Annotated in this window: 8 protein-coding genes; 3 read left to right on the plus strand and 5 right to left on the minus strand. The window is 43.9% G+C overall.

Translation table 11 applies throughout. The annotated features are described in order from the left end of the window. Nucleotides 1-9 precede the first annotated feature (9 nt). The 4 genes from DW657_RS03775 to DW657_RS03790 all read right to left on the minus strand — a co-directional run bounded on the left by DW657_RS03775 (nucleotide 10) and on the right by DW657_RS03790 (nucleotide 5,693). On the minus strand, nucleotides 10-972 hold the full coding sequence (locus DW657_RS03775; RefSeq protein ID WP_117694653.1) for an acetylornithine carbamoyltransferase: 963 nt from the start codon (nucleotides 970-972) through the stop codon (nucleotides 10-12). A gap of 160 nt (nucleotides 973-1,132) precedes the next feature. After that, nucleotides 1,133-2,419, minus strand: coding sequence for a glutamate-5-semialdehyde dehydrogenase (locus DW657_RS03780; protein WP_118311460.1), 1,287 nt, complete (start codon nucleotides 2,417-2,419; stop codon nucleotides 1,133-1,135). Nucleotides 2,420-3,346: 927 nt separating this feature from the next. Beyond that, nucleotides 3,347-4,765 (minus strand): ATP-binding protein, encoded by a 1,419-nt coding sequence (locus DW657_RS03785; protein ID WP_118311461.1) that lies wholly within the window; start codon nucleotides 4,763-4,765, stop codon nucleotides 3,347-3,349. A 454-nt stretch (nucleotides 4,766-5,219) separates the two neighbouring features. Next, nucleotides 5,220-5,693 carry a lipocalin family protein gene (locus DW657_RS03790; RefSeq protein WP_118311462.1) on the minus strand — a complete coding sequence of 158 codons (474 nt, stop codon included), beginning with the start codon at nucleotides 5,691-5,693 and terminating at the stop codon, nucleotides 5,220-5,222. Between the two features lie 850 nt (nucleotides 5,694-6,543). Here DW657_RS03790 and DW657_RS03795 point away from each other — a divergent pair. Next, nucleotides 6,544-7,671, plus strand: coding sequence for a lactonase family protein (locus DW657_RS03795; protein WP_118311463.1), 1,128 nt, complete (start codon nucleotides 6,544-6,546; stop codon nucleotides 7,669-7,671). Nucleotides 7,672-7,704: 33 nt separating this feature from the next. Here DW657_RS03795 and DW657_RS03800 read toward each other — a convergent pair whose 3' ends face one another. Beyond that, nucleotides 7,705-9,321, minus strand: coding sequence for a DUF6377 domain-containing protein (locus tag DW657_RS03800; protein ID WP_118311464.1), 1,617 nt, complete (start codon nucleotides 9,319-9,321; stop codon nucleotides 7,705-7,707). 330 nt (nucleotides 9,322-9,651) lie between these two features. On the opposite strand from DW657_RS03800, the gene DW657_RS03805 reads away from it, so the two are divergent. Then, entirely contained in the window at nucleotides 9,652-11,931 is a 2,280-nt protein-coding gene (locus tag DW657_RS03805) for a TonB-dependent receptor (RefSeq protein WP_118311465.1), read from the plus strand. A gap of 64 nt (nucleotides 11,932-11,995) precedes the next feature. Further along, nucleotides 11,996-14,176 carry an alpha-galactosidase gene (locus tag DW657_RS03810; RefSeq protein ID WP_117662195.1) on the plus strand — a complete coding sequence of 727 codons (2,181 nt, stop codon included), beginning with the start codon at nucleotides 11,996-11,998 and terminating at the stop codon, nucleotides 14,174-14,176. The last annotated feature ends 29 nt before the right edge of the window (nucleotides 14,177-14,205 follow it).

The following is a 14,205-nucleotide window of genomic DNA, read 5'->3' on the forward strand; positions in this document are numbered from 1 at the left end:
TTTCCTGCTTTAGAGTGATTCGAGCATGCGCTTGATGACAACCTCGGCTGAAATCTCACGGTTGGCTGCCTCTGGAATCACCAGACTGTTCTTGCTCTCGATGACATCATCGGTAACAATCAGACCGCGGCGAACAGGCAGGCAGTGCATGAAGCAACCGTCATTGGTCCAGCTCATGTGCTCCTCGTCGATGGTCCAGCTCATATCCTTGCTCAGAATCTCACCATATTGTGCTGGGTTTTTCACGCCCGGACAGCTCCAGTTCTTGGCATAAACGAAGTCTGCACCTTCCAGAGCCTTTTTCTGGTCGTACTCCACTTTGGCATTACCTACGAACTTAGGGTCGAGTTCATAGCCCTCAGGATGAGTAACCACGAAATCAACATCGGCTGCGTTCATCCATTGAGCGAATGAGTTTGGCACAGCTTGAGGCAAGGCACGGCAGTGAGGAGCCCAGGTCAGGACTACCTTTGGACGAGCCACCTTCTTGTGCTCCTCGATGGTGATGAGGTCGGCGAATGCCTGGAGAGGGTGAACGGTAGCTGTCTCCATAGCGAAGACTGGGCGACCGCTGTACTTTACAAACTGGTTGACGATGGTCTCGGCATAATCGTAGTCACGGTCTTTCAAACCGGCAAAGCTGCGCACACCGATAAGGTCGCAGAAGCTACCCATTACTGGGATTGCCTCAAGCAGGTGTTCACTCTTGTCGCCATCCATGATAACGCCACGCTCTGTCTCCAGTTTCCATGCACCGGCATTCACGTCGAGCACGATTACATTCATGCCCAGGTTCATCGCAGCCTTCTGTGTACTCAGTCGGGTACGGAGACTGTTATTGAAGAATATCATCAGCAAGGTTTTGTTCTTGCCTAACTCCTGATAACCGAAACGGTTTGCTTTCACTTCCTGTGCCTCGGCGAGTGCTGCTTTCAAGTCGCCAAGGTCTTCAACATTAAAGAATGTCTTCATTGTTATTTCGTTTTTTATTTGTTATTTCTGATATATATTGCTCTTGAATCTTTCTTCTTGAATCTTGATGCTTGCAAAGTTTGCATGCAAACCTTGCAAACATGGCAGAAACTAAGACTTGGTACGGAGAGGGTACGGAGCAGGTACGGAGCGGGTCCTGTTAAGCTCTTGTCTGTCCCTGACCAGTAATCAACCATTTGTAGGTGGTAATCTCTTCTAGCGCCATTGGTCCGCGGGCTCCAAGTTTCTGGGTACTGATGCCAATCTCTGCGCCCAGTCCGAACTGTGCGCCATCGGTAAAGCTGGTAGGGGCGTTTACATAAACGCAGGCTGCATCTACCAATGCCTGGAACTTCTTCTGGGCTGCTTCGTTGTTGGAAATGATGCTCTCGCTGTGTCCGCTTCCGTAAGTGGCGATATGGTCGAGTGCCTCATCTTCTGAAGCGACGGTCTTGATACCCATCTGCATGCTGAGCCATTCGGTGTTCCAGATACTCTTCACGTTAGTATCTGTTTCCATCATCTTCGCTTCGCTTTCTTCTGCCTTATATAATAAGGTATCAGGATAGTGTCCCTTTAAGGCTTCATAAGTCTTGGCATCAGCATGAATTTTGGTCTGTTTCTCGGCGAGTCCTTCACAGAGGGCAGGGAGGTCGCTTAATCTGCTTTCGTGAATCAGCAGACAGTCGAGCGCATTGCATACGCTCACTCTTCTGCATTTGGCATTGGTGATGATGCGCTTACCCATCTCCAGGTCGCCATCCTTGTCGAAGTAACAATGTACCACGCCGGCTCCGGTTTCGATAACCGGAACTTTGGCAGTATCACGGACGAAGTTGATGAGCTTCTTTCCTCCACGAGGAATACAGAGGTCAATATAGCCCACGGCATTCAGCATTTCGCCGGTAGCTTCGTGGGTAGCAGGGAGCAGTGTAACGACATTCGGGTCAATGCCAAAAGTTATCAACACCTTGTGGATAAGTTCGACACCCGCTGAGTTAGAGGCGTTTGCATCCTTTCCTCCTTTCAGTACGCACGCATTTCCGCTCTTGAAACAGAGTGAGAAAACATCGTAAGTCACATTAGGACGGGCTTCATAAATCATACCGATAACTCCGAATGGAACGGCTACTCGCTGCAGATGCAAACCATTTTCGAGTGTTTTGTCTTTGAGAACTCTTCCGAGCGGTGAGGGCAGGGTACTTACGTGTCTCATATCTGAAGCAATATCCTGGAGTCGCTGCTCTGTGAGTTGCAATCGGTCGTAGAGCGGGTTCGCCTTGTCCATCTTCGCCAAGTCCTCCGCATTTGCTTTCAAGAGCGCTGGAGTCTCTGCGATGATGGCATCAGCCACCGCCTGCAGGATTTCATTACGTTGTTCATCAGTTAGCAAACCAAGTGTTTTGCTAGCTGCCTTCACTTTTTGGAAAGTCTCTTTCAGTTCCATTCGCTATTTCCTTTCTTATTTTTATGATAAGATATTTTGTAATGTGTTACGAGTTCCCTCTTAACAACGGCAAAGGTAAGCATAAATATCGGAAATTGCAAACTTTATGCAAGGAAAAGTAATGATTTTATAGATAAATGGATAGTTATACGGAAAATGATATTAAAAAAGGTCAGACAGTGCCTGACCTTTTTGGGGTAGCAAAGAAGATTCAGCAGACAGTGTCTGCTGTTTTTGCTTTTTGAATTCTTCAGACACTGTCTGAAGAATTGTTAACTCTTTGAATTTCAGGTAGAACTTCTTGAAAGATACGATTTTATATCGAAAAAGCAATCTTTCTCTTCACTTTTTTCGATAAAAAGTTGCAGATAATAATTGTATTTCCAGAAGAAAGTAGTATCTCTGCATCAGAGTTTGTAGTTGTACAACTATAGTGTATAAGGTTGTACAACTATGGGGGGTAAAGTTGTACAACTATAAGGTGTAAAGTTGTACAACTATAAGGCGTAAGGTTGTACAACTATAAGGTGTTGTCACTATAGCCAGCAGATGTGCTGACTGCAGTCGGCAGACCTGCTGACTAGGCTCAGCAGAGCTGCTGAGCCTAGTGACAAACTCCGAGAAGCAGCATTCTCTTACCCTAGAAACTGTCTCTGCTACCCCGAGAAACTATCTCCGTTAACCTGAGATTCAGTGTCCGTAAGCTTAAACAATCATATTCTCTTACTTAAGCAACCATATTCTCTGGCTTGTTAAAGCAGTTAGGGAATCTACATATCCATAGTGTAGTTGTGAAGATATTCCCAAGCATCGTTCAAATCACGTAAAGGGAGGCGCTCTTTTACGAGTTTTATCTTTAATGCCTTGCAGAATGCTTTCTGAACAGATTCTGTTGCCATCTCCTCCAACTTAATATAGTTAGGACGCTTAGAGAACAAACAAGTCGTCCATTGTTACTACCGACTGAACATCCCAGGCATAAGGATTGTCGGATAATCCCATGGTCGTAATCATTGTAAGATGCACGGCTTTTTCGGTGCCAGTTTCTTGGATGAAACGCTCTCGCTTGTTTTGTAAACTCGCATCTATCGTATTAGTTATCTGAAATGGAGCCTTGGAGTATTTGATTTCACAGAGATTGATGACATCATCGTTCCTGTCTATCAGCAAGTCGATCTGTGCTCCCGGCTTTTCCTTGCTCCCAGTTACACTCCAAGAATAAACCGTGGTGATAACTCCTTGAATGCCTAGCTTTGCCTTGATTTGCTCCACATGCTGCAGGCATACTCGTTCAAAAGCCAAACCGCACCACGTATTGTACTCGGGTTTGCCGGTAATCTTGGTCCAATATTGTGCATCATTGATATAGCTGTCCTTGATAAACTTATAATAAAATAAGGTGTAATTATCCATTAGCTGGAACAAGGCATTCTTTGCTTTCATTCCGATGCAATTGTATTTTCGGATAAATCCGCAATATTCCAAATTCTCTAAGTATTCCGTCAACTTGCCATTGTCGGTCAATTTGGTTGCTCGTAAGATTTCTGTTCGGGTCATTCCAACTTTCTTGGTGGCCAAAGCATCTACTATCGAGAGATAAGGCTTAGGCTGTTTGAACAAAGAGTCGTATAAGTCATCAAACTCGTGACGAAGATTGCCATCCTCTGAGAAAAACAACTGGTTGATGTTCTGTGCCAGGCTCATTCCTGGTTTCAGTTGAGACCAATAAAACGGAACACCTCCCATAATCATATATCCTTCCAAAACCTGTCGGCGATTAAAGCGCAGTCCCATTTCTTCAGAATAGAGTTCGCATTCCCTTAAGCAAAACGGTTTCAGATGAATACGGACAGACACACGGTTGTGCAATCCACCATGATTTTTAATCACCTTATTGATAATCCATGAGGTAGCACTGCCGCAAACGATGAGGAGAATATCCTTGCGGGCGGAAGCCCATCCATTCCAGAAATGTTCCAAAGCCGAAAGGAAATTGGAGCGTGGAGAATCCATCCATGGCATCTCGTCGATGAACACTACTTTCTTGGGGATAGTAGATTGTGCTAGTAGTTGCCCCAATCTGTCAAAAGCATCATACCAATCTTTTAACTTAGACTGTTTCTGTTTGCTATATGATGCGAGTGAACGGTTGAACTCTGCCAATTGTATGTGATTGGTCTCATTTGCCAATCCTGTATGATAAAAGGCAAAGTCATTGTTGAAGGCCTCCCTTACCAGGAAAGTCTTTCCCACTCGTCTGCGCCCATATATGGCAACAAACTTCGATTCATCAGCAATCAATGCTTGATGAAGTGTCTTCAGTTCTTCTTTTCTACCTATTAACATGATTCAAATAGTTATGTTTCTGGGGCAAATATACGAAAAAATAGTGAAATAACGTGCGGAATCTATCTTTTTTAGATACATTCCGCACGTTTAAAGTATATTTTTAACGTTTGTTGCTATAAAAAGTAAAGAAAAGAGTATGCGGAATAGCCCAAATATGAAGCGATATCTAAGAAAATGTGCTTTAAACGTGCGGAATGTGTCTTTTTTAAGCACATTCCGCACGTTTAAAGCACATTTTCACTGTCGCAGAAATACTCGGGACTTTCATAACCTTGGTAGATGAAAGGATTTGCTAATTTCCTGTTACTTAGTTTCATACGCCATTACATCTTTAGTGTTACAACTTTTATGTAATGGCAAAGGTACAGCTATTTCTTGAATATGCAAAAGAAAATGGCAGAAAGTTGAGGTACATACTCAACTTTCTGCCATTTATGATGCAATCTTTTGATTATTTAATCTTCTTGAATGTGATAGTACTAGGATATGAGGCGTTGCCATCCAGATTGTATTTTAAAACCATAGTTGTCAAATTAATACTCTGTATGGTATAAACATCTAAAACTTTGATGCAATCTTCTTCTTCGTATGTAGTTAATTTGTTGCCTGAGATAGTATAGCCTTCTCCGGAACACTCTATTTTCCATTTGTTTCCAGTCCAAATATACTCATTGAAAGTGCCACCTTGCTTGAATTCGAAAGAGATAGCATCATCAATGTCTATGTCCTGATCTACTTTAGCTGGCTTGTCATTTTCATCCCAGTCATAGCCTGTTACATGTGTAGGTTGCCACATTCCAATGATGTATGTCTGGACATCTTCTGTGGAAGGCGTGTCTTCGTCATCTGAAGAACAAGCAGTGAAGGACACCATTGCAAACAAGGCGAAAAGAATCGCCAAAAGAGAAAAATGTAACTTTTTCATAAAATTTGCCCGTTATGCCGATAGCTAAGCTTTTAATGTTATTAAATTAGTTGACTGGATAGATTGCGAAGCCATCGTTCTACATAACCTACGGATACAAACACGTGGACGAAACTTGTCCAAATTGCAGCCGTAGGAAAAGCTGATTAGAACAACAAGTAACGCCCACGATATAGCGGACGTTCACTATCTGTCGTTTCTAATGCTCTTTTTGAAATTTCCTACGTTCCAATTTGCATGACCGAATAGCAAACGCTAATTTAACCATCAAAAATATGGAAGTCCTCACAATAGTGTGATTCGATTCCAACTGCAAAGATAAGGATAATTCTTGAAATAGCAAAATAAAACCCAGAAATTTTAAAGGAAAAATTTTCTTTTTGCCTTGCTTCTGTTCTTTTTAAGTTTGTCTGCACAGCCCTCTTGCTTATCTTTAAATGTCAAAGGATAGTTCTATGAAGAACGTTCCTTATTCTCTTATATATTGTTGATGATGTTGTATCACAAGAGAATTGTATTCGTACGATTATAGGTGTTGTCACTGTAGTCAGCAGAGGCGCTGACTGCGGTCGGCAGACCTGCTGGCTAGGCTCAGCAGAGCTGCCGAGCCTAGTGACAATCTTCGAGAAACCATATTCTCTTACTCAAGAATCTGTCTCCGCTAACTCAAGAAACTATCTCCGTTAACCCGAGATTCAGTGTCCGTAAGCTTAAGCAACCACATTCTTTTACTTAAGCAACCATATTCTCAATTTTCTGCCATTTCATTTGCTCGTTTCATTTTCTTTTTGTATTTTTGCCCCTCTAAACATTATATATACTATTAACTTGATTAATTGAGATACGGCTTATGAGCAATATAAAGACGATATTGGCAGGCTTGTCCTTGACGATGGCGGTGGGGATGCCGGCAGTGGCGAGTGATGAACTTACAATGGTGGTAGGTACCTATACTGGCCAGAGTACTTCGGATGGAATGTATGTTTATCGTTTCAACCAACGAACGGGGAAATCGCAATTGGTGGGCGATGTGCAGGCTGGCAATCCTTCGTTTCTCATGATGAATCATGATGCAAATCGAGTTTATGCCGTGAGCGAATATGATGATGGGCGACAAGGGCTCGGGGCTTTCATCCTCAATAAGAAGGAGGGAACGATGACTCCGCTTGGGTATCAGAAGTGCGGAACGAAGGCTACTCGACAGGAAAACAAGATGCCAGGTGCAGCACCATGCAATGTGATGCTTTATGGCGGATATGTGGTGACATCCAATTATAATGGGGGTGATATTTCCGTATTCCCAATCAAGGAAGATGGAAGTGTGGCGCCTGAATCTCAGTATTTCGATATGCATCGAGAGGGGAACGGCGTGGTATCGCATATCCATTGCTGCCAGATGACTCCTGATCATCAATATATGCTTGCCAATGATTTGGGGAACGACTGTATCTGGCGCTTCCAGGTAAATGATGGCAAGGAATTTTTATCTAATCCTGTTCTTGCCTATCAGGCACCTAAAGGAACGGGACCACGCCATCTTGTATTCAACTCAAAAGGCAATGTGGCTTACCTGATAGGCGAACTGGATGGCACGGTAACCGTATTGGGATATAACAAGGGTACATTGCAGGAGTTGCAGCGCATACAGGCATCGAAGACCCGTACGCTTGGAAGTGCCGATATTCATCTGTCTCCTGACGGTCGCTTTCTCTATGCATCCCATCGGTTAACCGATGAGGGCATCTCGGTATTTGCTGTAGATAAGAAATCGGGGCTGCTCACAAAGATAGACTTCCAACCCACAGCTGCCCATCCTCGCAATTTCGCCATCACGCCTAACGGACAGTTCATGCTTGTGGCGTGTCGTGACAGTCATGTGATTCAGGTTTTCAAACTCAATAAGAAAACTGGAATGATGGTTGATACGAAGCAGGATATAAAGGTTGGAAAACCTGTCTGCGTGCAGTTTGCCAATTAATACGCTTTGGGGCTTACCAGGCACTTGTTCTGGTTAGCCTATCACATTGCATAGTCGGTTGATGGCTGCATCAAAAGTGGTGAGGTCTTTGGCTCGCTTTCTGATGGCTGTCTTGTAATTATAGATGGTTTGCGTAGAATAGAACAGGAGGGTGGCCAGTTCCTGACCATCTGTAATTCCTAGTCGCATCAGTGCATAGATACGCAGTTCCTTGGTGAGACTGTTAGGGGCAGGGAGAACAATCTGCTTTTCTGGCAACAGCAGTTGGTTGAACTCTTCCACGAAATTCGGATATAAGTCAATGAATGCCTTGTCGAAGCGAATATAGAAGTTGGCAGCCTCTTCTTCTGCCAGCTTGTAGCTGCTGATGGCAGTCAGAAGATCGGCAGTTTGTTTTGCCTTGATTTTGCGGCTTACCAATTTGCGATAATCATCCAGTTTCTTGATATATACGGCACTGATGTCCAGGAATAAATGCATATAGGTCTCTCTTCGCTTATTGGTGTTGATCAGCTTCTGGTTCAGTTCGTCCAAGAGTATATTTTGGCTTTTTATCTCCCGACGGCTCTTGGCTAGACGCTTGTTCATCTTGAATGCAAAGAAAGCCATGGCAAGGAATCCTAGCGACAGGATACTTACGATGACGAGGGATGCTGTTACGATGCGGTTCTTGCGTACTTCTGCTTGATGGTTCGTTTCTGTGATAAGGGGAAGTATGCGTGAAATCTCAACCATGCGGAGACGGTTGTTGTAGAATTGGGCATCCTCCATGGAGCAATAGATGTATTTGGAAGCCCTCTTTGCATAGGAGGCATCCTTATTATATAGATAGGTGGAAAGTTCCTGAAGGGCAAGATTCTCCTTCAGGGGACATATCTGGTCTGAGATGGCTGCTTCTACAATATACTTTTCATATAAATCCTTTTGGTCGATATCATAATAATAGCGGGCAATGCAATATGCCGAAGAGGCATGTACACGGCTGTTCAGGGGACTGGCTGAAAGTGCCTTCATGTAGAACTGAAGCATCTTTTTGCTAGTACGCTGCTTTAGAAATTCAAACTCTCCCGAAAGATAGTAATAAAGAGCGGATTCCTTGTTGCCGATATGCTCAAGAGTCTTGCCTAAATAAAAACGTTTTTTGGCTTCTAATCCTTCTTGAAATTCCGACTTGTTGCAAAAAGTTTCCCAATAGTTATATACCCAAGTCAAGGTATAATAATAGTATTGCAATAACTTAGGTGACATTTTCTCCACATCCATTTCGAGCATTAGGTCTTCTGCCTGGCTGTAGAAACCGCCTGTTGACAGCACTGCCGCACGATTGATTTTATTCAGGTTGATAAAATAATCATCCTGAAGTTGTGCTGCCAGCTGGTAGCCCTTCTTGGCGTAGGTCATGGCAGAGTCGTAACGGTAGGTATAATACTCTCTGTAGATTTGGTTATAGAGACTAAGCTGGCTGCGCTTGTCGGAAGTCATGTATAGTTGCTTTTTGAGTCTTAGCAGTTTCGCTTCTTTTCTTTGGGTAAATTTGCTTCGCTGAGCGATGTAACTGTCTAAACGATGGAACAGCTGTTCCTCGTTTACGGAAGAAGCACTTGCCAGCAATGGCATAAGCATCATTAAGAACCACAATACTACTTTCATAACTATTCTTTTAATTGTTATTGTTACTATCAGATAGGCTATTAGAGTGCCTTATAATTGTATTTTTCTGCAAAGATACTACTTTTATTCCTCTTTTTATTATCTACTCTATTAAAAAGTATTAATATCTTTGGTAGCTTGATTATTAATAGGTTATGAACTTAATGAACCTGGCATTTATCTACTCGTAACCTACACATGATGCCAATGTCTGAAAAATCTCCTTAACTTTGCAACCGCAACCGAATCGCATTCGGTGGCAAGTGAAATCATGACAAAATAAGAATAAACAACTGTAAGATTATGAGCTTAAGAATCCGTACATTTTCTATGGCTTTGGTAGCGATGTCTGCTGCAAGCCAAGTGTATGCACTTCCTTCTGACGATTCTGAAAACAAGGAGAAAAAGGAAGAGCGTAATGTGATGCTCAACGCATCTGATGCCAACAAGCCTCGTGAAATCCAGATAGGATTGCCAAGCGAGGATGTAACCGTATATGAGAACGGTCTTCCTGCCGTTTACTCTTCTTCCGTACACAAACTGTCTGCACATTGGCGAAGCGATGCCTCACTGAAAGGTACCGACTTAATGACTCCATCTGAGTCTGCCATTGCTACTGGTAATATTGCGTACGCAGTTTCTTCTTTCAGCGAGTTGGGACAGAAAGAGTTCAAGGGCAAGCTCAACTATAAGGCAAACCATTTTGGTATGCAGAATGTAGATCTCAACCTGTCTGGTGGAATCGGTGACAATTGGCTTTATACAGCCAGTATGTATCAGAATTTCGATCCAGGTAGTTTCAAGCTTCGCTTTACTGATTATGCCGACCGTACCCAACTTTATCATTTCGGTATCACACGTATCTTGAATGATGGAAAGGGACGTGTCTCCTTATTATATAAGTATTCCAACAGTAAGAACCCTGGCAATTTTGCCAATGCAGCCCCATTTATCTATTCTGGTGACGGCAGTATCAAGAAGATTGATGGCTTTGACCCTGGTATGGACTCATACGTGCAGCGTCAAGGTTCTTTCCAATACTTGAATACAAAGTCAGGAAAGATGGAGACATGGAATATGAGCGATGGCAGTGAGAATCATGCCAACGAGATTGCCCTCATCAGTCAGTATCAGTTTGATAATGGATGGTTGTGGAAATTCAACGCTAAGTATATGAATGCTCCACGTGCCAATTATGCGGATTACGGAGGAAGTACCATCTCTCAGGTGAGCGAGGCTGATGGCTATCAGCTTTCTGATGGGTCTGCCTACAGTGGCTACATAGAGGGACGTCGCACCTGGTTGCATGTTGGTAAGGTGAGCAATGCGCTTTTGACTACCGAAATCTCCAAGCAGTTGAACAACCATAAGTTAATGATTGGTTTGAACGAGTGGTATTACCATCTCAATTACTATTCGTCTTCGTTCCAGTGGGCAGGCACCGTAGAAGCTTATCCACGCACATTGAGCCAGATGTATGTCAATCCGCTTGATCCTACACAGACAGCCCGTCGTTCTGAGACTTTCGGTTATAATGAGTTGAGTCCTGAATACACCAAGGGATCAGAGAACAAGTTGGCACTCTACTTTACCGACGAATGGAAGGTAAGTCCTAAGTTCAAGGTGTTCTATGGTGGTAGATTGGAGTACTACCGTATGTCTGCCGAGCAGATTTCTACTCCACGTTTCTCAGGATTCCACATGGGTAACTATAATACATACGCCACTGCTGCTGATGGTTCTGTTGTTGCTACCGAGCACAGCATCGAAGCAAAGAACGTAACCAAGGATAAATTGAATTATGCAGCCACCTTGCAATTGACGTATAACCTTACCCGCCAGTTTGGTTTGACAGCCGATGCTACCATCGCCACCCGTTTCCCACGCATCAGCGAGTATGCAGGAACAGGTCCTACCGAGGAGCAGTATAAGCGAGTAACCATCCCACTGATTCGTGGTGGTATTTTCTACAAGAACGATTGGATTGACCTTTCTTCAATGGTGACCTACATATCAAAGTCGAACAATATCGACCAGCAGAATCTTACCAAGCCTGGCACTACAGAGGGCAAGACCGTGTTGCTCATCTATAATATCCAGACTTTGGGTTGGACAACCTCGGCAGAAATCAATCCGTTCAAGAACTTCCACATGCATGCACTCTTCACCTATCAGAAGCCGGTGTATAAGAACTATAATGCGAGCGTAACGTTCAGTGACGGTCAGTCTATGGGTGTGAATGCCAATGACATGATTGTCAAGGAGATTCCTCAGGTTCTTATCGAGTTGGACCCTAGATATGATATCACCAAGAATCTGAATGCCTGGTTGAGCTTCCGTTACTTCGGTAAGACCTATGCCAACCTTCAGGAGGCACTCTATTTCAATGGTCACTGGGAGACTTTTGGCGGAATCAACTGGAATGTGAACAAGAAGCTGAGCCTTGGCGTGAGTGTCATTAATATCTTCAACGAGAAGGGTGCCAAGGGTACCATTAACGGCTCTGAGCTGATTACCAAGCAGGAAGCCGGAAAATATGAAGGCAAGTACATGAGTGGTAGCTATCTCCGTCCGTTTACGGTAGAATTCTCTGCAGGAATCAAATTCTAAGATAATAACGAAAGAATTATAGCGTTTAATTATAACATAGCAATCACATAAAAACCAAAGAACAATGAAAAAGGTATTTATGATTATCGCAGCGATGTGCATGACATCTATCATGGCATCTGCTCAAAAGACCATCCGAGTGTCAACCGATAAGACCGACCTCGTGATGCAGGTTTCTCCTAAGGGTCGCCTCTATCAAGTGTATCTGGGTGACAAGTTGAAGAATCCTTCAGATTACAATCATCTGAAGTGGGATGTATATGCTGCCTCTGATGGTGCCGTCTGCCAGCGAGGACATGAGGTTTATGCATCCTCTGGTGCAGAAGATTTCTTCGAGCCAGCAGTGGCAGTGACCCATGCAGATGGTAACATGACCACCTATTTGTATTATCAGTCTTCTGAAGAAAAGGCTATCAGTGGAGGTGTTGAGACCATCATCACTCTTAAGGACAAGGTATATCCGCTGACCGTGAAGCTCCACTATGCTGCTTATCCTAAGGAGAACGTCATCAAGGCGTGGAGCGAAATTTCTCATAAGGAGAAAGCTCCGGTTACGCTTTGGAGATATAGCTCTACAATGCTTTATTTTAAGGCAAACAAGTATTTCGTTACCAATTATCATAGCGACTGGGCTAAGGAAGGACAGCCTGAGACTTGCCAGTTGACTGCTGGTAAGAAGATTGTTGATACCAAGTTGGGGACCCGTGCAGCCATGCATGAGGAGCCGTTCTTTGAACTGGGATTCGATGAGCCTGCCAAGGAGAATGAGGGCAAGGTGATGCTTGGAACCATCGGATGGCCTGGCAACTTCCGCTTTACCTTCGAGGTAGATAACGTGGGAGCCCTTCGTGTTATCCCTGCCATCAATCCATACGCCTCTAATTATAAGCTGAAGGCTGGTGAGACATTTACTACCCCTGAGTTTATCTTTGCCATGAGCGATAATGGTATCGGTGAGGCTTCCCGTAATTTGCACAATTGGGCTCGTCAGTATCAGGTAAACATGGGTATGGAAGATCGCCTTACGCTCTTGAACAACTGGGAGAATACCGGCTTCGACTTCAACCAGCAGAGTCTTGCTGAGTTGATGAAGGATGCCAAGGACCTGGGTGTAGACATGTTCTTGCTTGATGATGGTTGGTTTGCCAATAAGTATCCTCGCAAGGACGACCATGCAGGTCTCGGCGACTGGGAGGCTACCAAGAGCAAGCTGCCTGATGGAATACCTGGATTGGTAAGAGATGCCAAAAAGGCTGGTGTGAAGTTTGGTATTTGGATTGAGCCTGAGATGGTGAATCCTAAGAGTGAACTCTTTGAGAAGCATCCTGACTGGGTGATTATGCAGCCAAAGCGTGATACCTATTATTACCGCAACCAGCTGGTGCTTGATATCAGTAATCCTAAGGTACAGGATTATGTGTTCGGCATCGTGGATCGTATCATGACAGAGAATCCGGATGTGGCTTACTTCAAGTGGGACTGCAACAGTGTGATTACCAATATCTATTCTCCATATCATAAGGAGAATCAGGGTAATTTCTATATCGATCATGTGCGTGGTATCTACAAGGTGCTTACCCGTATTCATAAGAAGTATCCTAAGTTGCCGATGATGCTTTGCTCAGGTGGTGGCGGCAGAATGGATTACGAGATGCTGAAGTATTTCACTGAGTTCTGGTGTTCAGACGATACTGATCCATACGAGCGCCTCTACATCCAGTGGAGTCTGTCTAAGTTCTTCCCAGCTAAGACCATGGGTTCGCATGTAACCAACTGGAACAAGAATACCAGTGTGAAGTTCCGTACCGATGTTTGCAGTTCATGTAAGTTGGGCTTTGATATCGACCTCAAGTCGCTTTCTGCTGATGACTACAAGTTTGTGCAGAATGCAGTCAAGAACTACGATAGCATGAAGCCGATGATTCTTGAGGGTGACCAGTATCGCCTGGTTTCTCCATACGAAGGCAACCACTGTGCCATTAACTATGTAAGTAAGGACAAGCAGCGTGCCGTTCTCTTTGCTTACGACTTGCATCCACGCTACAAGGAGCCTGTGATGAATGTGAAGATGCAGGGATTGGATGCCGATAAGGTTTATACCGTAAAGGAGACCAATCTGATGCCTGGCAAGGAATCTGATTTGGAGTGCAATGGCAAGCAGTACAGCGGTGACTATCTGATGAAAGTCGGCTTGAATGTATTCAGCCAGACAGATGGAACAAGCCATGTATTGGTATTAGAATAACGTATCAACTATTCATAATGAAAACAAAA

Source organism: Prevotella sp. AM23-5 (genome assembly GCF_003473645.1).
In the GTDB taxonomy this organism is placed as follows: Bacteria; Bacteroidota; Bacteroidia; order Bacteroidales; family Bacteroidaceae; genus Prevotella; species Prevotella copri_A.